The following is a 19,581-nucleotide window of genomic DNA, read 5'->3' as shown; positions in this document are numbered from 1 at the left end:
CGACGCGGCCAGTGGACAGTATTTACGAACGCTCGCTATCTATACTGTGCGAGTGGCAGGCAAGGGGTCGGACATGAGCAAGGGAACGGTCGGCGGCGGCGGTACGACGATGCTGCGGCGGATCAATGTCGCCTCGGTCCTGGATGCGGTCCGACGATCCGCGCCGGCACCGTTGCGCGTCGCTGAGCTGGTCGAGCGGACCGGTCTGGCCAGACCGACGGTCGCGCAGGCCGTCGACGAGCTGCTCGACGCCGGCTGGCTGCAGCAGCACGGCCCCGACTCCGCGGACCGGTCGCTCGGCCGGCCGGCCATCCGCGTCTCGCTCCGCGGCCGCGCCGCGCCGGTTCTGGGCCTCGATGTCGGCCCGCACCGCGTGACCGTCGGCGTCTCCGACCTGGCCGGCCGCAAGCTGTCCTTGGTACGGCGCTCCGGGCCGGGCTGGACCGCCCAGGAGCTGCTCGGCGTCATCGGCGAGGTGATCACCGAGGCGCTCGCAGAGGCTGAGGTACCGGCCGAGGACGTCGCTGCTGCGGTCGCAGCGAGCCCTGGCATCGTCGACGAGCACACCGGCCGGGTCCAGCTGGTCCCCAGCGTGCCGGGCTGGTCTGCGATCGATCTGATCAAGCACGTGCGCGGTCTGCTCGACTGCCCGGTCATGCTGGACAACGACGCCAATCTGGCCGCGTTGGCGATCGCAGCCGCGCGAGGTGGCACCGGCACGCTGCTGGCCGTCCAGTGGGGCGAGCGACTCGGTGCCGGCATCGTCATCGACGGCCGGCTGCACCGCGGTACCGGAGCGGCCGGTGAGATCGGCTTCATCGCCACCGGTCCGGATGACGTGATCAACCCGGAGGACAGCCGCGGACCGCTGGAGCGGGCGGTTGGCTCGGAGGCCATTGCAGCGCTCGGTCGACAGGCCGCGCTGGACCACCCGGAGTCGCGTCTGGCTGAGCTGGGCGGTGACCAGCTCGACACGGCGGACGTGTTCGCCGCAGCGGCGGACCGCGATCCGGTCGCGCAGGCCGTCGTACAGCAGGTCGCGCGGTCGTTCGCACGCGCTCTGGCGCCGTCCATCCTGGTGCTGGACCCGACGGCCGTGGTGATCGGTGGCGGTGTCGCGCGCGCCGGCGCCGTACTGCTGGACGCCATCTCCGACCAGCTGCGGCTCCTGACGCTCAACCACCCCAAGCTGGAGCTGTCCGCCCTGGCTGAGGACGCTGTGGTCACCGGTGCAATGCGCATGGCACTGGACGAGGTGTGGCAACGCAAGCTCCCCACCCCCGCCATGACCAGCACTACCTAGGCCGGGGCGACCGCAGTACGGCGGTGGCGATTGCGTCTGGGCGGTCGAGGTGGACCAGGTGGGCGGAGTCGGGTAGGACCTCGACTGTGCCGCCGAGTTTGTCGGCCAGGCGGCGTTGGCCTGCCAGCCAGCGGGTGGCGGTGAAGCGGGAGCTGCCGCCGGTGGCGACCAGCACTGTGGTCGGCGCGAGTGCGCCGACCGGTCCGGCGACCAGCTTCTGTACTTCGGCCGCCAGCTCCCAGCTGCCCGCGAGCTCGTCCCAGAACAGCAGCCACGACGTGTCCGCGCCGTACCTGCTCCTTGCCGTTGCCTTCGACAACAGGTCGTGGTTCGCCATGCTGCCGACGCGGACGCTCAGCCGGCGCATTCCCGTACCGATGACGCTCGGTAGTCCGATCCGCCCGAGGAACCGCGCGACCGCGCGCACCGCCCGGTCACCACGCGTGCCCGGGTAGAACACGCGCCATCCGGTCTCCGAGGTCAGGCTGGTGTCGACCAGCACCAACCTGGTCACCTCCAGCGGCCGGGTCAGCGCCCACCGCAGTACTGCGAGCCCTCCGATCGAATGCCCGACCAGTCCGATCTCCGCATCCGGCGGTACGTCGGCAGCCGCGCGCAAAGCGTCCACGTCCGACGTGATCGGCGTACGCCACGGATCGATCACGCGGACGTCCTCGTCCGGCAACAGCTCGACGACCCGGGCGAACTCCTCCGGAGTCTCGGCCAGGCCGGGCACAACGATCCAGATCACGGTCATCGAGAGAAAGCTTGCCTCAGACCTGGTAGCAAAGTCCCCAACATTAAGCAGAACAGCACGGTAGAGGCGCGTTGCAGGATGCCCGGTGCGGCGACCTCCTGGCCGCTCAGCGTCTCGTACGCGACCACCGACCCCAGCCAGACCTGAGTGACCAGGACTCCACCGGCGAGTACGGCGACCAGTCGGCTCAACCAACTGCGTGCGCGCCGCAGGAGCAAGATCGCGAAGACGGCCATGGCGATCGTCCCTACGCCGGCGATCGTCGACGTCGCCTCGTGCAGCACCAACGCCGCACCGGCCTGGCCGTTCACCTCGTCCGCACGGCAGGCAGCGCCGGCCGACGGGGCGCAGTCCATCGGCGAGAACGAGTCGAACATCGTGCCGACGGCGAAGACGGCAGTACTGATCAGCAACCCGGCCAGCTCACGACTTCGGCGGGCGAGCACGACCGCGAGCAGTGTCAGGACACTGCTGGACAGGTCCATCGCCCGTGCGTACGGACTGGTTGCCTGGTCGCGTGCGCCGAGCTCACTCAGGAAGGACCTGTGGACGTCCAGCGGGAAGCCGGCCGCCGCCTCCAGCAGCAGGCTGCAGTACAGCACGGCGGCAGCCGCCAGCAGGTTGCGGACCAGGCGGTACGGGACGGCGTCCATGCTCGTCAGCGTGGCATGACAACCAAAGTATTGGCTGTGGCGTCAGGGGTAGGGTCGAGGTAGTGCTAGGTCGACCGAAGTCTCAGCGAACTAATGGGATGATCGGCTGGTGCGGTCGGAACAAGCAGTAGTCATACCGGTGTGGCAGCACCGAGCCGCGGTCTGGGTAGGCCGCGTCGTCGTGCTCGCCTCGGTGTGGTCGTTCGTTGCCATTCCGCTGCACATCGGAGCGCCGATCCTCGTCAAGCACGTGGACATGGCCTTCGACTTCGTCGGCATCCCGGCCGGTCACACGATCTTCTCGGCCGTCTACCTCGCGGTCGTCGGCAGCGCATTGCTGCGCGGTAAGCGAGCCGCGCTGCTCTGGGTGCTATGGGTCTTCGAGGCGCTGTGGCTCCTCGGCCTGACCGCCTACATCGCCTTCAGCACGGTCCGGCTCAGCAGCCCCGGGGGCAGCGAATGGCTGTCCGACCTCGACCGCACCACGGTGCAGGATCTCGAGTGGGCCATCGTCCAATGGGTCGTCGTGGCCGCGCTGATCGTGCTGTTGTGGAAGATCCGGGGCGCCTTCCCGGCCCGCCTCGCCCCCGGCACGCGCCGGCTCGCAGTCGGCGCGCTGGTCTTCGGCATGCTGATCTCGATCGCGGTCAGCATCACGTTGACCCAGATCTTCCCGCGGACGCTGAGCGGTCAGCGACAGAAGATCGGCTGGGCGATCGTCGCCGCCCTCGGCCAGTCCCGTAGCAAGCTCGGCGGTCACGAGGGGCACGGCTGGGTCGGGCTGACCGTCGGCGCGATCTCCGCGGCCTCGCTGGTGATCGCGTTCTGGATCTTCCTCCGCTCGGTCCAACGCGTCCGGTACCTGACCCAGCCCGAGGAGCTCGAAGTACGCCGGCTCCTGCTGCTGCACGGCGAACGGGACTCCCTCGGGTACTTCGCCACCCGCCGCGACAAGGCGGTCGTGTTCGCGCCGGACAACAACGCCGCGATCGCCTATCGAGTGGTCAACGGCGTCAGCCTGGCCAGCGGTGATCCACTGGGCGATCCGGTCGCCTGGCCGGCCGCGATCCAGCGCTGGCTCGTCGAAGCGCGCACGTACGGCTGGTCCCCCGCAGTCCTGTCCGCGAGCGAGGAAGCAGCCCAGGCGTACGTCGACGCGGGTCTGCGTGCGTTGTCGATGGGCGACGAGGCGATCATCGACGTCGCGGACTTCACGCTCGAAGGCCGGACGATGCGCCCGGTGCGGCAGGCGGTGACGCGCGTACAGCGGGCCGGGTACCACGCGGAGGTTGTCCGGCACGGGGACCTGTCGCCGGAAACGTTGGCGCAGTACGTGCATCTGGCCGAGCGATGGCGGGGCGCGCGGACCGAGCGTGGGTTCTCGATGGCGCTCGGGCGGCTCGGCGATCCGGCCGACGCGCGCTGTGTGATGGTCATCGCGCGCGATGCGGACGGCGTCGTACGCGGGCTGTTGTCGTTCGTCCCGTGGGGCGTGCGGGGTGTGTCGCTGGACCTGATGCGGCGCGATCCGGAGTCCGCGAACGGGTTGATGGAGTTCATGGTCACCTCGCTGATCGAGGCGTCCGGCGATCTCGGCATCCACCGGATCTCGCTGAATTTCGCGATGTTCCGCGAGATCTTCAGCGACGCCGAGCGGGTCGGCGCCGGTCCGGTACTGCGCCTGACCAACGCGCTGCTCACCGCGGCCTCGCGCTTCTGGCAGCTGGAGAGTCTGTACCAGTCGAACGAGAAATACCTGCCCCGCTGGTCGCCGCGGCTGATGTGCTACTCGCGCGGTGCATCGCTAGCCCAGGTCGTGCTGGCGGCCGGTACGGCGGAGGGCTTCCTGCCCGCGCCGCGGCCGTGGACCCGCGTCGACACGGTCGAGACGGCTGAGCGGCACGCGATCATGGCGGCGGACGGGCGCGCGTTCGCGTCCGCCGTACGCGGGCAGGAAGAGGAACTGCTGCGGCCCGCGTTGCCGGAGCGCAAGCTGACCGAGCAGGAGCAGATCCGGCGGGCGAAGCTGACCGAGCTCGTTGCCGCAGGCATCGATCCGTACCCGGTGAGCGTGCCGCGGACCGAGACGCTCGAGCGGGTACGGGAGCTGTACCCGAACCTGCCGCCGGATCATCACACCGATCACCTGGTGTCGGTGACCGGCCGGGTGATGCGGATGCGGAACCACGGCGGGCTGTCGTTCGCGCAGTTACAGGACGGGTTGACGCAGCTGCAGGTGATGTTCACGGCCGAGGCGTGCGGCGACGTACCGCTGGAGCAATGGCGGCGACTTGTCGACATCGGCGACCACGTCAGCGTGACCGGCGAGGTGGTGACGAGCCGGCGCGGCGAGCTGTCGATCGCCGCGACGTCGTGGGTGATGGCGGCGAAGTGCCTGCATCCGTTGCCGGACAAGCGGAAGGGGTTCACCGATCCCGAGGCGCGGGTGCGGCAGCGGCACATCGACCTGGTGATGAACCCGGACTCGCTGCGGATGATGCAGCAGCGCAGTGCCGCCGTACGGGCGATGCGCAACGGTTTCGAGACGCGCGGGTTCATCGAGGTCGAGACGCCGATGCTGCAGGCGGTGCACGGCGGCGCGAACGCACGGCCGTTCGTCACGCATATCAATGCCTACGACACCGAACTGTTCCTCCGGATCGCGCCGGAGCTGTTCCTGAAGCGGCTCAGCGTCGGCGGGATGGGCAAGATCTTCGAGCTGAACCGGAACTTCCGCAACGAGGGCGCGGACGCGACCCACAACCCGGAGTTCACCTCGGTCGAGGCCTACCAGCCGTACGCCGACTACCACGTCATGCGCGAGCTGACCCGTGAGCTGCTGATCGAGGCCGCGACCGCGGTCTTCGGCAAGCCCGTCGTACGCCGGGCCGACGGCGAGATCGATATCTCCGGCGAGTGGCCGGTCGTCACGGTCCACGACGCCGTCGGCCAGGCGGCCGGCACGGAGATCGATCCGAACACCCCGGTCGAGCGGCTGCGGGAGATCTGCGCGGAGCACGGCCTACACACGACCTTCGAGATGTCGGCCGGTGAACTGGTGCTCGAGCTGTACGACGAACTCGTCGAGCCGAACACCACGTTCCCGACGTTCTACACCGACTTCCCGCTGGAGACCTCGCCGCTGACCCGCAACCACCGCTCCGATCCGCGGCTCGCCGAGCGCTGGGACCTGGTTGCCTTCGGCGCCGAGATCGGTACGGCGTACTCCGAACTGGTCGACCCGGTCGAGCAACGCCGGCGCCTGACCGAGCAGTCGCTGAAGGCCGCCGCGGGCGATCCCGAGGCGATGTCGCTGGACGAGGACTTCCTGTCCGCGCTCGAGTACGCGATGCCGCCGACCGGCGGTCTCGGCATCGGCGTCGACCGGGTGATGATGATGCTGACGGGTCAGAACATTCGAAGCACGCTAGCGTTTCCGTTCGTCAGGCCCAGCGTTAGGGACTGACGGGTACTCTTGCTGCTTCAGGGGTGAGGACCTGGGGGGTAGGGGATGAGGCGCTGGGCTGCGCTCTGTGTCGGGGTGTGCTTGCTGGCGGGTTGTGGCGGTAAGGCGGGTCCCTCGCCGACCGCACCATCCGTCGCGAGCAGTGCTGTGCCTGCGCCGGCGTCATCCGTTCCGACAGCGGGCCCGCTCGGCTCGGCGGCGTACCAGGCCGAACTGACCCGGATCGACCAGGTGCTGGCCGGCCCGGCGTCGCGACTGACGCGGGTCCGCACGGCCGAGGGGCTCAGCGACGCCATGAACACGCTGGCTGACTCGCTGAACACGATCTCGGTGCGGCTGGCTGCGATCACCGTGACTTCGCGCCTGACCGCCGTACACGGGCTGTTGCAGGTGCGGATCGGTGTGGCGGCCACTCAACTGACGGGCTTGTCGGCGGAGACCGAGGACGATGCGCGGTGCGGCGGAGTCGCATACACGTCACAGAAGGTGCAGCGCCAACTGCGCACCGATCTGAGTGCCGCACTCGTCCAGCTACAACGCCTCAAGCTGACATTCGGCAAGACGCTGCCCGACCCCGGTCGTGCGCCAGAACAAGTGCGCCCGGACAACGGCGACGTCCTGGTACGGCGAGGCCCGAACGGAACGGGACAGCTCAGGATCACCAACGGTACGGCGAAGGACGTCGCCGTCTCGATCGTCACCGACGGCAAGCCGCCCGGCACCCCGCAGGTGATGGTGTACATCCAGGCGACCAAGACCGCCACCGTGAAGCAGATCGGCGGCGCCTACCACCTCTACTTCAAGAGCGGCACGGACTGGGACCCGGACAATCGCAAGTTCCGCGCCGACTGCGCCTTCAAGAAGTTCGACCAGACCTTCGGCAAGAACCAGGGCTGGCAGGTCAACCTCAAGCCGATGCGCAATGGCAACGCCGACACCACCGAGGTCGAGGCGTACTAGAGCCCGAGCTTGTCCAGGAGAGAGCCGAGGAGGCCGCCCAGGCCGCCATCAGGGCGGTCGGGGTCGTCCGGGGTGGTGGGCGGTGCGGTCGGGGTGCTGCTGGTCGGGGGCGGCTCGGTGGGAGTCGAGGTGGTGGGGCGGCTACTGGGGGTGCTTGTCGGGCCGCCGGTCGGTGCAGTGGTTGGCGCAGTGGGCGGAACGGTCGGCGGGCGCTCGGTGACCGCAGTGGTCGGGCCGGTCGACTCGACGACCTGCGGGGTCGGAGTACCCGTGGTGATCAAGGGATAGCCCGTGGTGGTGAGACCGGTCGGCACCTGGATCTCGCCCGGCTTGGTTGCTGTCGGCAATGACGTCGGTACGGCGCTCGGCGTCGTACCGACCGTCGGCGACGCGGTCCGCGGGATCGCCGGGAGGTTCTGCGTCGGCCGGCCGGGCTCCAGGCCGGCGACCGGGCTGGCCGGCTGCGGTCCGCCGCTGCGGTACCCGAGATAGGCCAGCACGAGGCAGCCGAGCAGCAGTACGCCGGCGCCGGCGGCGGCCTGACGGCGTCGCCGCGGATTCTGCCAGGGCGGGCGGCGGGAAGCCGTGGCAGAGATCGGTCTCACAAGTCCGGGAGATTATCGGCCCAAGAGTCGATTCAAACAGCCCTTGGAAGAAATTGAACGAAAGAACTTCATATTCCAGTAATTCCGAACCGTCTACGCGACCGTAGGAATGCAGCGCGTTAGCTGATCGCTCAGGTCAACGCCTGCAGACCGATGACCGACAACAGCCGGAGCTTCTCGGCGGCGTCGGTGTTCGGCGCGGCGGTGTACACGACCATGCGCAGATCGTTGCCCGGGACGGCGAGCACGTCGCAGTCGATCGTGAACGCTCCCACCGCGGGATGCCGGATGATCTTCCGCTCGGACCGGTGGAAGCCGACAACCGGCTCGTCCCACAGCCGCGCGAAGTCGTCATGCCGGGCGCGGAGCTCGTCGATCAGCGCCCGGAGGTCGGTGTCGTGCGGGTACCGCGCGAGCGATGCGCGCAGATCCGTCACCATCGCGATCCGGAAGTCCCGCTGTTGCTCCGGCGTCTGTACGACGCGATCGCCCGGTGCCACGAAATGCCGGTAGATGATGTTGCGGTCCCGCCCGCGCCATTCGGACGGATCGCCGATCATCGCGGCGAACAACGGGTTCCAGGTGATGATCGTCCAGGCGGCATCGCACACGCACAGCGGCGCACCGTCGAGCTGATCCACGATCCGCTGCACACCCGGCGGGATGTACGCCGACAGCCGGCCGGGCGACGGCTCCACCTCGCCTGCCAGCACGAACAGATGGTTGCGCTCGGCATCGGACAACCGGAGCGCCCGGGCCAGCGCGGTCAGCACCTGCGCGGACGGCGAGTCCGACCGGCCCTGCTCGAGCCGGACGATGTAGTCGACCGACAGCCCGGCGAGCTGGGCCAGCTCCTCGCGCCGCAGCCCCGGCGCGCGGCGGTTTCCACCGGCCGGCAGCCCGACCTGCTCCGGCGTCACCCGGTCGCGCCAGGCATGCAGCGTCCTTCCGAGCTCAGCCATGCCCCCAGTATTCCGCGCCGGGGCCGGAACAGCCTGGTACTGCCGTTCCCTAGGACATCGCGGGTACTACCTGCTCGACAGGCGCGACGGGAGGGTGAAGCCATGACTACGACACTCATCACCGGCGCGAACAGAGGCCTCGGATACGAAACGGCCCGGCAGCTGATCGCGGCCGGACACACTGTCTACCTCGGCGCCCGCGACCCCGAACGCGGCAAGCAGGCCGCCGCGGACCTCGGCGCGCAGTACCTGGAGTTGGACGTCACCAGCGACGAGTCCGTCGACGCGGCCGCGCAGCAGCTGGATTCACTCGACGTACTGATCAACAACGCCGGCATCCCAGGGCCGCGCAAGGAGATCCGGGATCTGACCGCCGACGACTTCCGTCTGGTTTTCGAGTTGAACGTGTACGGGCCGGTGCGGATGATCCGCCGGTTCCTGCCGTTGCTGGAGCGCAGCGACAACCCGGTGATCGTGAACGTCTCCAGCGGCCTCGGCTCGATCGCCACCGCCGTCGATCCGGACGTGATCAGCACGGTGCCCGTCTGGGTGCCGGCCCCGGCGTACGGCGCCTCGAAGGCAGCGCTCAACATGCTGACGGTGCAGTACGCGCGACAGCTGCCGAACCTGCGGATCAACACCGTCGACCCGGGCTACACCGCGACGGACTTCAACGGCCACAGCGGTTACCAGACCGTCGAGGAGGGCGCGGAGATCATCGCCCGGCTCGCGCAGATCGACCAGTCCGGGCCGACCGCGGAGTACCTGAGCCTGCACGGGACCGTCCCGTGGTGATCAGCACTCGATGACGTTGACGGCGAGGCCGCCGCGGGACGTCTCCTTGTACTTGACCTTCATGTCGGCGCCGGTCTCGCGCATGGTCTTGATGACCTTGTCGAGCGTGACCACGTGGACGCCGTCGCCGTGCATCGCCATCCGGGCCGCGTTGATCGCCTTCACCGACGCCATCGCGTTCCGCTCGATGCACGGGATCTGCACCAGGCCGCCGACCGGGTCGCAGGTCAGGCCGAGGTTGTGCTCCATCGCGATCTCGGCGGCGTTCTCGACCTGTTGCGGCGTACCGCCGAGAACCTCGCACAGACCGGCGGCGGCCATCGAGCAGGCGGATCCGACCTCGCCCTGGCAGCCGACCTCGGCGCCGGAGATCGACGCGTTCTCCTTGTAGAGCACGCCGATCGCCCCGGCGGTCAGCAGGAACCGGACAACGCCGTCCTCGGTCGCACCGGGCACGAAGCGGCGGTAGTAGTGCAGCACGGCGGGAATGATGCCTGCGGCACCGTTCGTCGGCGCGGTGACGATCCGGCCGCCGGACGCGTTCTGTTCGTTGACCGCGAGCGCGAACAGGTTCACCCAGTCCATCACCTTCAGCGGGTCCACCGACCACGGGTCGCCGCTCAGCTTGCGGTGCAGCGAGTGCGCCCGGCGCGGCACCTTCAGGCCGCCCGGCAGGATGCCCTCGGTCTCACAGCCCTCGCGCACGCAGTCCTGCATGACCTGCCAGATGTGCAACAGCCCGGACCGGATCTCGTCCTCGGTCCGCCAAGCCAGCTCGTTCGCGAGCATCACCTCGCTGATCGACAGCTGCGACTCGCGACACCGGTCGAGCAGCTCCGCGCCGGTGGTGAACGGGTACTTCAGCGGGGTGGTGTCCAGGACGATCCGGTCGCCCGCGGCGGCGTTCTCGTCGACGACGAATCCGCCGCCGACCGAGTAGTACGTGCGCTCGCGCAGTACTGCGCCTTGCGTATCGCGGGCGACGAAGGTCATCCCGTTCGGGTGGTACGGGAGGGCCTTGCGGCGGTGCATGATCAGGTCGGTGTTCTCGTCGAACGCGATCTCGTGGTCGCCGGCCAGCACGATCCGGCCGCGCTCGCGGATCGTCTCGACCCTGGCGTCGACCGAGTGCGTGACGACGGTCTCGGGGTCGGCGCCCTCCAGGCCGAGCAGGACGGCCTTGTTGCTGCCGTGACCGTGCCCGGTCGCGCCGAGCGAACCGAACAGCTCGGCGTGGACGGTCGTAGTCGCAGCCAGCAGGCCGTCCGCGGCCAGGCCGAGTGCGAAGGTGCGGGCGGCGCGCATCGGTCCCACGGTGTGGGAGCTCGACGGGCCGATCCCGATACTGAACAGGTCGAAGACGCTGATCGCCATCGTGTGGAGGTTCCTTCCGGTCGCCGTTGACCGTTTGGTGTCCTCCCCGCTCTGTTGGACCCGACGTCCTCCAGAGATGCCTCGCCCGTGCGGTGAAGGTGCCTGAGAGATTCTTGGGGAGAGTTGCTCCTACGGCGCCCGGGTCCAGAGTTCGTCTCCCTGGCCCGGGACTCTCCCGCACGGGTTCATGCGGCTGTTGAGTTCACTGACGCTGTGGACGGTACGGCGGTCCCTTGGCCGCAGTCAATCCGGCCCCTGAATCCGTGACCAGGGTCGCGCGGGGCTCGTCCCTGATGCCGTCAGCAAGCGATTGCCGAAGGATCGTCGGTATGAAGTTCACACGACGCGCCCTGGCCGGCGCCGTAGTACTCGCGGTCGCCGCGGCCGGGCTGACGACGACCGCCTCTGCCAGTCCCAGCCGAGTGCACTGGGCCGATTGCAAACCAGAAGGGCACGACGATCCCGCTCTGGTGAAGGGCTCGCAGTGCGCGACGCTCCGACTGCCCGTCGATTGGCGGAAACCGGGCGGACCGACCTTCGACCTCGCCATCGCCCGACGTACTGCGAAGGGCTCGCGGGTCGGAGTGCTCGTGTTCGGGCCGGGTGGACCGGGCGACTCCGGGGTCGACCGGATCAAGACCGGCATGACGCGATTCAGCGCGAACCTCCAGGACCGCTTCGACATCGTCAGCTTCGACCCGCGCGGCGTGGCCCGCAGCAACCCGGTGCAGTGCTCGGCTGCACTACTCGCCAAGCAGCCGTCGCCGATCATCAGCAGCAAGGCGGAGTTCACGGCGACGATCAGCTACAACCAGCAGCTCGCAACGGATTGCCGCGAGCACACCGGTCCGCTGTACGACCACATCGACACCTGGCAGACGGTGCGCGACCTCGACGCCGTACGCCGGGCGCTCGGCGAGTCCACGATCTCGTTCCACGGCAGCTCCTACGGGACGCTGCTCGGAGCGCAGTACGCCGAGACGTACCCGAACCGGGTGCGCGCGATGGTGGTGGAGAGCGTGATCGACCATGGCTCCCCGACGACGAAGAGCTTCCTCGACGTCCAGGCGTCCGCGGCGCAGGACTCGTTCGACGAGTTCGTGAAGTGGTGCTCGGCGGAGTCTTCCTGTGCACTGCACGGGCAGGACGTCCATGCGGTGTGGGCCGGACTGCTGGCTCGGTCGAGTGATCCGTTCAAGCTGAGCTTCCAGGTGTTTCGGATGCTCTACGACCCGGAGTGGTCCGCACTGGCGCAGACGCTGAAGGACCTTGAAACGCCAACAGCTGCCGCCGTCCCGAGCGGGCTCGCGCAGTACCCGCTGGCGGTGTTCTGTCAGGACTGGAACCTTCCGGTGAAGGACTACCGCGAGTACGCCGCACACCTGCAGCGGCTGGCCCGGAACAACCAGGACATGCGCTACCCGGGTCAGCTGATGGCGGTGTCGATCTGTCTCGGTGCGCCGAAGGCGAACAACCCGCAGCACGTGCTGAGCGTCCATCGGCTCAAGACGCCGGTGCTGCTCGCCAACGCGATCCACGACCCCGCTACGCCGTACCGCATGGCGCAGAGCGTGCAGCGTCAGCTCGGCCGGTCCGGCGTGCTGCTCACGTACGAAGGCTGGGGACACGGGAGCTACAACTCGAGCCCGTGCATGCAAACGACGATCGACGACTACCTGATCGCGCGTGCGGTACCCAAGCGCGGCAGCAGCTGCGCCGCCGTACCACCGGTCGGCTGAAAGCTCAGACCGGTACGCCGGTCACTTCGAGGACGCGGTCGAGCTGGTCCCCGCGGACCAGCCGGCCCGTCATCAGCCGGAGCTCGCTGCAGGCCGTCTCCAGTGCCTGCGCCTGGGTCCGGCAGTTGTCGACGAACCAGAACGGATCGTCGGGCTGCGGATCGTCGGCGTCGTCGATGTCGGCGTACCAGTGCCGGCTGCCGTAGTGCACTACTCGCACCCGTAGATTCATGATGACTACTCCCCGTACCCAGGGATCCTGGGTCCCCCCGGGCCCAGTCGGGGCCGCCTCGGCCTGGCGCGTGGAACGCGGCCCCCCACTAGCCACGCGCCCGGCCGAGTTCGACCCTCCCCCGCTCTGTACATCGTGCTGGGCGGGAGAGTGTTACCGCTTGTGACGGCTAATTTTGAGCGATCGCTTGATTACTTCAGGTGTGACTTGGTCCACTGCTCCAGGCCGTCGGTGGTGATCGGCAGGTCCTCGGTCAGGATCTCCAGCCGGTCCGGGTGGACGACGACGTTGTCCTCGATCCGGATGCCAATGCCACGCAGCTCCGGCGGCACGGTCTCGTCGTTCGGGTGGAAGTACAGCCCCGGCTCGACCGCAAGCGCCATCCCGGCCTCGATCGTGCCGGCGAAGTACGCCTCCGGACGGGACGCGTCGCAGTCGTGGACGTCGAGGCCGATGTAGTGACCGGTCCCGCAGACGATGTAGCGGCGATGCTGCTGCCCGTCCGGGCCGAGCAGCTCGTCGATCGACGCCTCGAGCAGACCCCAGTCCCGCAGCCCTTCGGCCAGCACCCGCAAAGCCTCGTACTGGAAGGCGCGGTACGGCGCTCCGACCTTGACCGCGTCGAGTGAGGCGAGCTGGGCCTTGTGCACCAGGTCGTGCACCTGCCGCTGCGCCGCGGTGTACTCACCGGTGGCCGGGAACGTCCGGGTCACGTCAGCGGTGTACAGCGTGCGGGTCTCGACGCCCGCGTCCAGCAGGATCACGTCGCCCTCGTTCACCGCGCCGTCGTTGCGGACCCAGTGCAGCACCGGCGCATGCTTGCCAGCGGCAACGATCGAGGCGTACCCGACGCCGTTGCCCGCGGTCCGCGCGCGCCGGTCGAAGGTGCCCTGCAGCCAGCGCTCGCCGCCACCACGGATCGCCTCGGGAAGCTCGCTCGCGACGTCGCCGAACGCGAGCACGCTGGCCGCGACCGCCTCACGCAGCTGGTCGAGCTCCCAGTCGTCCTTGATCCGGCGCAGCTCGGCGAGCGTCTGCCGCAGCGCGTTGCCGTCGGTCGGCGACGTCCGTACCAACGCGTCCAGCATCGGCTCGACGCCAGGCACCGACAGCATGAACGGGACCGCGCCACGCACCGCGGCGGGCAGCTCCTCGAGCGGGCGGCACGCGATCTGCAGCGCGTCCGACCAGTCCTTGAGCCCCGGCACCGGGCCGATCCACAGCTCACCGTCGCGCGCGTTCGCGAAGAAGTCCGCCTCGCCCGGGCCGGCCGTCTCGCGCAGGTACAGCGTGGCGTCGCCGTCTCCGGAGATGACCAGTACGGCGCCCTCGGCCTGGCAACCGGTCAGCCAGACGAAGTCGCTGTCGGCCCGGAACAGGTAGTCGGTGTCGTTCGACCGGACCGGTGCGCGGCCGGCCGCGATCGCGATCCGCCGACCCGGCAGCGCCGCGGCGAGCTTCCGCCGGTGCTCGGCGGCCGCCTCGGCGAGCCCTTCCGGCACCGCTACCGAGCGGTCCACCGGCCCCCAGCCCCGTGAGATGAAGTCCCGGAACCCCTTGGCGTCGATGGGGCGGTACGACTTCGGCGTCTCTTCGGTCCGGGCGTCATCGGTCATGACTGTGCTCCCCTTTGCAGCTGACGGTTTGACTCATCAACTCAGGTTCACACCGGCGCGCGCAAGCCCTTATCTCGGAACGCCGCGAGGATCCCCGCCTCGGAGTCGAGCAGGTACTGATGCAGGTCGGCCGCGGCCTCGTCGTACTTGCGGGCCTCGAGCAGCTCGAACAGCCTGCGGTTGCGCTCGATGTACGGCTCGTGCAGCTCGCGCGGGGTCGCGATCACGTGGAACAGGAGCCGCAACTCCGCGAGCAGCCGGCCGGTCATCGCATCCATCCGGGAGCTGTCGGCCAGACCGATCAGGTGCTCGTGGAAACGCATGTTCGCCGTACCGACGGCCGGCCAGCGGTCCGCGCGGGCGGCGGCCTCGGCAGCCTCGACGTCGTCCTGCAGCGGCTCGAGGCGGCCCGCGGGCAGCTCCGGGTCGCGGTCGGCGAGTCCGCGGACGACGTCCACCTCCAGGACGCGACGCAGCCGGTACAGGTCGATGACGTCGCGCTCGTCCAGCTCGGGGACGAACACTCCGCGGTGCAGCTTGTAGACCAGCAGGCCTTCGTGGGTCAGCAGCCGGAACGCCTCGCGCAGCGTGTTCCGGCTGACCTCCAGGACCTCGGTCAGCTCGATCTCGGAGAGTTGGGCGCCGGGCGGCAGCGCGCCTTCGGTGATACTACGGCGAAGGATGTCGGCGGCCCGCTCCGCGGAGCTGCTCCGATCCAGTCGCGAGACGTCGGCGGCGACGGTGCGCAGCCACGCCTGCCGTTCGGTCTCGGCCCCACCCGTACTCATCTCCGCATCATCCCGCACCGGAGCGGCGAGGAAAAGTAGAACAAGCCTCTTGCAGGATTGTTGAACAATCTCTAGGCTCGGGCGAGGGAGGTGGCCGCATGGACCTCAACGCGGACATGGGTGAAGGATTTGGTTCCTGGTCGATGGGTGACGACTCGGCCCTGCTCGAGGTTGTCACCAGCGCGAACGTGGCCTGCGGATTCCACGCCGGCGATCCGTCGATCATGCGGCGGGTGACGGCCGAGGCGGTCGAGCGCGGGGTCGCGATCGGAGCCCACGTCGGGTACGCCGACAAGCCGGGCTTCGGGCGGCGGTTCCTGGACATCGAGCCGGCCGCGTTGCGCGACGAGGTCGTTTATCAGATCGGCGCGCTGGACGCGTTCGCGCGGATCGCGGGCGACCGGGTGCGGTACGTGAAGCCGCACGGCGCGCTCTACAACACGATCGGCCACCACGTGGAGCAGGCGACGGCGGTGGTCGCCGCGGTCGCGGAGTACGACAAGACGCTTCCCGTGCTCGGTCTTCCGGGCTCGGTGTGGTTGCGGCTCGCGGCGGAGGCCGGTCTGACCGCGGTGCACGAGGCCTTCGCGGATCGTGCGTACACCCCGTCCGGCACCCTGGTGTCGCGGCGCGAGGCCGGATCCGTGCTGCATGACGCGTCAGAGATCGCGGCCCGCTGTATTGCGATGGCTACCGGCCGACCGATCCAGGACAGCTCCGGCGGATCGTTGGTCCTCGACCCGACCTCGATCTGCGTGCACGGTGACACCCCGGGCGCCGTCGATATCGCTCGGCGCGTGCGTGGCGCGTTGGAGGGAGCGGGCGTCACCCTGCGCCCGTTCACCGGCTGATGCGCATCCTCCCGGCGGGCGACCGGGCGCTGCTGGTCGAGCTCGACGATCTCGACCAAGTGCTCGGGTACTACGCCGCGCTGACCGCGGATGCACCGGCGGACGTCGTCGACATCGTCCCGGCGGCCCGTACCGTGCTGGTCACCACAACCGGCGATCTCGCCACGTTGTCGCGGACCCTGCGCGACGTAACTCCCTCCCCGGACAGCCGGACAACCGGCGACCTCATCGAGATCCCGGTCGTCTACGACGGGGCAGACCTGGGCGACGTCGCCGACCTCCTCGGCTGCACGGCGGACGACGTGATCGGCCGCCATACCGCCGACGAGTGGACGGTCGCCTTCTGCGGCTTCGCCCCGGGCTTCGGCTACCTGACCTCGACCGGCGGCTGGGACATCCCTCGCCGGTCATCGCCGCGGACGAAGGTCCCCGCCGGAGCGGTTGCGTTGGCAGGTGAGTTCAGCGGTGTGTACCCGCGCGAGTCTCCGGGCGGCTGGCAGTTGATCGGCCGGACGTCGGTGCGGATCTTCGACCAGAGGCGCGACCCGGCCGCGCTGTTCCATCCGGGCCGTCGGGTCCGGTTCGTCGACGCGGGCCGTGGATGACCAGCCTGACCGTCCTCGAACCGGGGCCGTTGGCAACAATCCAGGACCGCGGACGAGCCGGGCAGGCGGCACTCGGCGTACCGGCGTCGGGCGCTTGCGACCGGTCGTCGTACGAGCTGGCCAATCGGTTGGTCGGCAATCCTGCCGGAGCGGCGGCCATCGAGGTGACGTTCGGCGGCCTGGTGATGCTCGCGGATGCGGACCTCGTCGTGGCCATCACCGGAGCTCCTTGCGCTGGCGTGCCTTTGAACGCTCCCGCCGTGCTGCGAGCCGGTGAGCTCTTGCGCTTCGGCCCACCGCCCAGCGGCCTGCGCACCTACCTCGCCGTGCGCGGCGGGATCGACGTACCGCCGGTCCTCGGGTCGCGCTCCACCGACCTCCTGTCCGTCCTAGGACCTGCGCCCTTGACGGCCGACCAGACGCTACCGGTCGGACGTTCCTCTGAACCGATGCCCGGCGTCGACCTGGCTCCCGTCGCACACCCGACCGGCGGGAAGGTCACGCTCCGAGTGACCCCGGGACCTCGCCGGGACTGGTTCACCGACGAGGGCTGGCAGTCCCTGGTCTCCCAGACCTACCAGGTCAGCAGCAACAGCAACCGCGTCGGCGTACGCCTCGACGGCTCTCCGTTGGAACGCGCCCGCACCGGCGAACTCTCCAGCGAAGGCATGGCCCGCGGCGCCATCCAGATCCCACCGTCCGGCACGCCGGTCATCTTCCTGGCCGACCATCCAGTCACCGGCGGCTACCCGGTCATCGCGTACGTGGCCGAGTCAGATCTGGACGCCTGTGCACAGGTACGACCGGGCCAGCAGCTGGGGTTCACGTCGCACGGAAGCGGCGTAGGTACTCCGTCGGCGTGATGCTGAGGTGTCTGGCGAAGGCTCGGCGTAGGGTCTCGTCGCTGCCGAGGCCGCTGAGACGGGCTGCTTTGGTGATGCTGTGGCCGTCGAGCAGGAGTTGCTGGGCGCGGTCGAGTCGGACGCGCTCCACCCAGCGGCTTGGCGTGGTCTGGAACTCGCTCTGGAACAGGCGGGTCAGATGCCGGGGACTAACGGCCGCCGACGCCGCCAGGTTGGGCAGGGTGTGGTCGCCCGCGGGATCGGCCGCGACGGCTTCGGTCACAGCCCGGAGGGGATCGCTGCGTGCCGGCGGCGTGTCCAAGGCGGTCGAGAACTGGGACTGCCCGCCCGGGCGTTGCATGAAGACCACCAGCTCCCGGGCAACTGTCCGCGCGACGTCGGCGCCGTGGTCAGCCTCGACGAGTGCGAGCGCGAGGTCGATACCGGCGCTGATGCCGGCCGAGGTCACGTAGCGCCCGTCGGTGATGTGCAGCGCATCGGGCTCGACCTTGACGTTCGGGTACTGCCGCGCCATCGGTGCCGCGTGCCGCCAATGGGTCGTCGCGCGCCGCCCGTCGAGCAGGCCGAGTCCCGCGAGCACGAACGCGCCACTGCAGACCGACGCCACCCGGTCAGCCCTGTCCGCAAGCATCCGCGTCAGGTCGGCAACCTCTGTCGGCACGCCCTCGACCAGGTGATCGGCGCCAGCCACCACCACCGTGTCGACCGCCCCGACCTCCGCAGCCGCGGCCAGCCCCGCGAGCACGACGCCCGACGCCGTGGTCACCTGCCCGTTCGACGCGGACACCAGCACCGTGTCGTATCGGCGGCGGTCCTGAGCCCGGTTCGCTTGATGCAATACCTCCAGTGGGCCGCTCACGTCGAGGAGCGTGACGCCGTCGTACACCACGAACGCGACCCGGTGTGTCCGAATCTGTGGTTGATGCGGCGAATTGGACATGGCATCAGCGTAACCCGCACCCCGAACCTGTAGTCATGATCGAAACCATCGCCGGGATCCGGATCCCCGACAGCGCCCTGGCCCGCGAGGCCACCGAGCTCGTCCGCGACGTGGCGTCGCCGCTGCTGTTCGACCACTCGCGCCGGGTCTTCCTGTTCGGCGCTCTCCGCGGCCAGGACCTCGAGTACGACGCCGAGCTGCTGTACGTCGGCGCGATGTTCCACGACCTCGGTCTGACCGAGCGGTACCGCCGTATCGATCAGCGCTTCGAGATCGACGGCGCCGACGAGGCCAGGCGTTTCCTCCAGCAGCACGGCATCATCGGCGAGAGCGCCGACCTGGTCTGGACCGCGATCGCGCTACACACCACGCCGGAGATCCCGCTGCACCTGCCCGCGGAGGTCGCGCTCGTCACCCGCGGTGTCGAACTCGACGTACTCGGCATCGGGTACGACACCATCACCGACGAGCAGCGCGCCGCCGTCACCGCCGCCCACCCGCGTCCGGACTTCAAGAACCGGATCCTCGAGGCGTTCACGGAGGGAATCCAGGACCGGCCCGCGACGACGTTCGGCAACGTCAAGTCCGACGTTCTCGAACACTTCCTGCCCGGCTTCCACCACACCGACTTCGTCGACGTCATCAAGAACTCTGCGTGGCCCGAGTAGGGCCTTGCTTGTGAGGGCGGCGGGGAGCGGCAAAGATGTGCGGTATGACGGAGAGTTCCGCGGTCCCGGGCATCGACAGTTCTGTCCCTCCGAGCGGCACCGGCTGTGTCGAGTGCCTGGCCGCCGACGGCTGGTGGTTCCACCTCCGCCGCTGCGCGCAGTGCGGCCACATCGGCTGCTGCGACTCCTCCCCCGAGCAGCACGCCTCCCGCCACGCGGCCGAGAGCGGTCATCAGATCGTCCGCAGCTTCGAGCCGGGCGAGGACTGGTTCTGGCACTACGGCGAGTCCGAGTACTACAACGGCCCCGAGCTGGCCCCGCCGGCCGCCCACCCCGAGACCCAACCGGTCCCCGGCGGCAATGTCCCCACCGGTTGGCAGGGCAAGCTCCACCGCTGAGGACGC

The 19,581-nt window shown here is 69.2% G+C and carries 19 protein-coding genes and 1 riboswitch; of the genes, 10 read left to right on the top strand and 9 right to left on the bottom strand.

Annotation, left to right across the window (positions count from 1 at the left end; translation table 11 throughout):
- Positions 1–73: 73 nt before the first annotated feature.
- Positions 74–1,303, top strand: coding sequence for an ROK family transcriptional regulator (locus FDA38_RS24545; protein WP_233714893.1), 1,230 nt, complete (start codon positions 74–76; stop codon positions 1,301–1,303).
- Here the strand turns inward: FDA38_RS24545 and FDA38_RS24540 are convergent.
- Both FDA38_RS24540 and FDA38_RS24535 read right to left on the bottom strand, forming a co-directional pair.
- A complete protein-coding gene (locus FDA38_RS24540; protein ID WP_137256410.1) occupies positions 1,296–2,060 on the bottom strand; it encodes an alpha/beta fold hydrolase in 765 nt (254 codons plus the stop codon). The two genes, FDA38_RS24545 and FDA38_RS24540, sit on opposite strands and share 8 nt — an antisense overlap.
- The gene (locus FDA38_RS24535) at positions 2,057–2,713 is read right to left on the bottom strand and encodes a DUF998 domain-containing protein (RefSeq protein ID WP_137256409.1); all 657 of its coding nucleotides are present in this window, start codon (positions 2,711–2,713) and stop codon (positions 2,057–2,059) included. The genes FDA38_RS24540 and FDA38_RS24535 overlap by 4 nt, the downstream gene beginning before the upstream one ends.
- 109 nt (positions 2,714–2,822) lie before the next feature.
- Between FDA38_RS24535 and lysX the strand changes: the two genes are divergently transcribed.
- Positions 2,823–6,179, top strand: a complete 3,357-nt coding sequence (lysX, locus tag FDA38_RS24530) for a bifunctional lysylphosphatidylglycerol synthetase/lysine--tRNA ligase LysX (protein ID WP_137256408.1) — start codon at positions 2,823–2,825, stop codon at positions 6,177–6,179.
- 147 nt (positions 6,180–6,326) lie between these two features.
- Positions 6,327–7,139: a hypothetical protein gene (locus tag FDA38_RS24525; RefSeq protein WP_137256407.1), complete on the top strand. Its 813-nt coding sequence runs from the start codon at positions 6,327–6,329 to the stop codon at positions 7,137–7,139.
- Here the strand turns inward: FDA38_RS24525 and FDA38_RS24520 are convergent.
- Entirely contained in the window at positions 7,136–7,744 is a 609-nt protein-coding gene (locus FDA38_RS24520; RefSeq protein WP_137256406.1) for a hypothetical protein, read from the bottom strand. The genes FDA38_RS24525 and FDA38_RS24520 overlap by 4 nt on opposite strands.
- Positions 7,745–7,875: 131 nt before the next feature.
- Complete coding sequence (locus tag FDA38_RS24515; protein ID WP_137256405.1) at positions 7,876–8,706, bottom strand: helix-turn-helix transcriptional regulator; 831 nt, start codon at positions 8,704–8,706, stop codon at positions 7,876–7,878.
- A gap of 102 nt (positions 8,707–8,808) precedes the next feature.
- On the opposite strand from FDA38_RS24515, the gene FDA38_RS24510 reads away from it, so the two are divergent.
- Positions 8,809–9,501: an SDR family NAD(P)-dependent oxidoreductase gene (locus FDA38_RS24510; RefSeq protein ID WP_137256404.1), complete on the top strand. Its 693-nt coding sequence runs from the start codon at positions 8,809–8,811 to the stop codon at positions 9,499–9,501.
- On the opposite strand, the gene FDA38_RS24505 is transcribed toward FDA38_RS24510, so the two are convergent.
- Positions 9,502–10,875, bottom strand: coding sequence for an L-serine ammonia-lyase (locus FDA38_RS24505; protein ID WP_137256403.1), 1,374 nt, complete (start codon positions 10,873–10,875; stop codon positions 9,502–9,504).
- Between the two features lie 80 nt (positions 10,876–10,955).
- Positions 10,956–11,063: riboswitch (glycine riboswitch) on the bottom strand.
- 141 nt (positions 11,064–11,204) lie between these two features.
- Here FDA38_RS24505 and FDA38_RS24500 point away from each other — a divergent pair.
- Positions 11,205–12,614 (top strand): alpha/beta fold hydrolase, encoded by a 1,410-nt coding sequence (locus tag FDA38_RS24500; RefSeq protein WP_137256402.1) that lies wholly within the window; start codon positions 11,205–11,207, stop codon positions 12,612–12,614.
- A 4-nt stretch (positions 12,615–12,618) separates the two neighbouring features.
- Here the strand turns inward: FDA38_RS24500 and FDA38_RS24495 are convergent, their stop codons facing one another.
- From FDA38_RS24495 to FDA38_RS24485, 3 genes are all read right to left on the bottom strand, one after another.
- Complete coding sequence (locus FDA38_RS24495; protein WP_130442273.1) at positions 12,619–12,846, bottom strand: hypothetical protein; 228 nt, start codon at positions 12,844–12,846, stop codon at positions 12,619–12,621.
- Positions 12,847–13,037: 191 nt separating this feature from the next.
- Positions 13,038–14,462, bottom strand: a complete 1,425-nt coding sequence (locus FDA38_RS24490; RefSeq protein WP_137256401.1) for an aminopeptidase P family protein — start codon at positions 14,460–14,462, stop codon at positions 13,038–13,040.
- A gap of 47 nt (positions 14,463–14,509) precedes the next feature.
- Positions 14,510–15,250 (bottom strand): GntR family transcriptional regulator, encoded by a 741-nt coding sequence (locus FDA38_RS24485; RefSeq protein WP_137256400.1) that lies wholly within the window; start codon positions 15,248–15,250, stop codon positions 14,510–14,512.
- Positions 15,251–15,348: 98 nt separating this feature from the next.
- Between FDA38_RS24485 and FDA38_RS24480 the strand changes: the two genes are divergently transcribed.
- Genes FDA38_RS24480 through FDA38_RS24470 form a run of 3 tightly spaced genes read left to right on the top strand, consistent with a single transcriptional unit; the run spans position 15,349 to position 17,569 of the window.
- Positions 15,349–16,101, top strand: coding sequence for a LamB/YcsF family protein (locus FDA38_RS24480; protein WP_137256399.1), 753 nt, complete (start codon positions 15,349–15,351; stop codon positions 16,099–16,101).
- On the top strand, positions 16,101–16,706 hold the full coding sequence (locus FDA38_RS24475; RefSeq protein WP_137256398.1) for a 5-oxoprolinase subunit B family protein: 606 nt from the start codon (positions 16,101–16,103) through the stop codon (positions 16,704–16,706). Before FDA38_RS24480 ends, FDA38_RS24475 begins: the two co-directional genes overlap by 1 nt.
- Complete coding sequence (locus FDA38_RS24470) at positions 16,703–17,569, top strand: 5-oxoprolinase subunit C family protein (protein ID WP_137256397.1); 867 nt, start codon at positions 16,703–16,705, stop codon at positions 17,567–17,569. The genes FDA38_RS24475 and FDA38_RS24470 overlap by 4 nt, the downstream gene beginning before the upstream one ends.
- On the opposite strand, the gene FDA38_RS24465 is transcribed toward FDA38_RS24470, so the two are convergent.
- Positions 17,529–18,509: a GlxA family transcriptional regulator gene (locus FDA38_RS24465; RefSeq protein WP_137256396.1), complete on the bottom strand. Its 981-nt coding sequence runs from the start codon at positions 18,507–18,509 to the stop codon at positions 17,529–17,531. The two genes, FDA38_RS24470 and FDA38_RS24465, sit on opposite strands and share 41 nt — an antisense overlap.
- Before the next feature lie 35 nt (positions 18,510–18,544).
- On the opposite strand from FDA38_RS24465, the gene FDA38_RS24460 reads away from it, so the two are divergent.
- Both FDA38_RS24460 and FDA38_RS24455 read left to right on the top strand, forming a co-directional pair.
- The gene (locus tag FDA38_RS24460; protein WP_137256395.1) at positions 18,545–19,177 is read left to right on the top strand and encodes an HD domain-containing protein; all 633 of its coding nucleotides are present in this window, start codon (positions 18,545–18,547) and stop codon (positions 19,175–19,177) included.
- A 44-nt stretch (positions 19,178–19,221) separates the two neighbouring features.
- Complete coding sequence (locus FDA38_RS24455; protein ID WP_137256394.1) at positions 19,222–19,575, top strand: UBP-type zinc finger domain-containing protein; 354 nt, start codon at positions 19,222–19,224, stop codon at positions 19,573–19,575.
- Positions 19,576–19,581 lie beyond the last annotated feature (6 nt).

Source organism: Kribbella jiaozuonensis (assembly GCF_005233875.1).
GTDB lineage: Bacteria > Actinomycetota > Actinomycetes > Propionibacteriales > Kribbellaceae > Kribbella > Kribbella jiaozuonensis.
The sequence above is the reverse complement of the archived record's forward strand: the minus strand, read 5'-3'. Positions and strand labels throughout refer to the sequence as shown.

What these genes read in the sequence shown, in the direction of transcription:
- FDA38_RS24545 (WP_233714893.1), top strand. Translation starts at nt 74, where the DNA reads ATGAGCAAGGGAACGGTCGGCGGCGGCGGTACGACGATGCTGCGGCGG.
- FDA38_RS24540 (WP_137256410.1), bottom strand. Translation starts at nt 2,060, where the DNA reads ATGACCGTGATCTGGATCGTTGTGCCCGGCCTGGCCGAGACTCCGGAG.
- FDA38_RS24535 (WP_137256409.1), bottom strand. Translation starts at nt 2,713, where the DNA reads ATGGACGCCGTCCCGTACCGCCTGGTCCGCAACCTGCTGGCGGCTGCC.
- FDA38_RS24515 (WP_137256405.1), bottom strand. Translation starts at nt 8,706, where the DNA reads ATGGCTGAGCTCGGAAGGACGCTGCATGCCTGGCGCGACCGGGTGACG.
- FDA38_RS24510 (WP_137256404.1), top strand. Translation starts at nt 8,809, where the DNA reads ATGACTACGACACTCATCACCGGCGCGAACAGAGGCCTCGGATACGAA.
- FDA38_RS24505 (WP_137256403.1), bottom strand. Translation starts at nt 10,875, where the DNA reads ATGGCGATCAGCGTCTTCGACCTGTTCAGTATCGGGATCGGCCCGTCG.
- FDA38_RS24500 (WP_137256402.1), top strand. Translation starts at nt 11,205, where the DNA reads ATGAAGTTCACACGACGCGCCCTGGCCGGCGCCGTAGTACTCGCGGTC.
- FDA38_RS24495 (WP_130442273.1), bottom strand. Translation starts at nt 12,846, where the DNA reads ATGAATCTACGGGTGCGAGTAGTGCACTACGGCAGCCGGCACTGGTAC.
- FDA38_RS24490 (WP_137256401.1), bottom strand. Translation starts at nt 14,462, where the DNA reads ATGACCGATGACGCCCGGACCGAAGAGACGCCGAAGTCGTACCGCCCC.
- FDA38_RS24485 (WP_137256400.1), bottom strand. Translation starts at nt 15,250, where the DNA reads ATGAGTACGGGTGGGGCCGAGACCGAACGGCAGGCGTGGCTGCGCACC.
- FDA38_RS24480 (WP_137256399.1), top strand. Translation starts at nt 15,349, where the DNA reads ATGGACCTCAACGCGGACATGGGTGAAGGATTTGGTTCCTGGTCGATG.
- FDA38_RS24475 (WP_137256398.1), top strand. Translation starts at nt 16,101, where the DNA reads ATGCGCATCCTCCCGGCGGGCGACCGGGCGCTGCTGGTCGAGCTCGAC.
- FDA38_RS24470 (WP_137256397.1), top strand. Translation starts at nt 16,703, where the DNA reads ATGACCAGCCTGACCGTCCTCGAACCGGGGCCGTTGGCAACAATCCAG.
- FDA38_RS24465 (WP_137256396.1), bottom strand. Translation starts at nt 18,509, where the DNA reads ATGTCCAATTCGCCGCATCAACCACAGATTCGGACACACCGGGTCGCG.
- FDA38_RS24460 (WP_137256395.1), top strand. Translation starts at nt 18,545, where the DNA reads ATGATCGAAACCATCGCCGGGATCCGGATCCCCGACAGCGCCCTGGCC.
- FDA38_RS24455 (WP_137256394.1), top strand. Translation starts at nt 19,222, where the DNA reads ATGACGGAGAGTTCCGCGGTCCCGGGCATCGACAGTTCTGTCCCTCCG.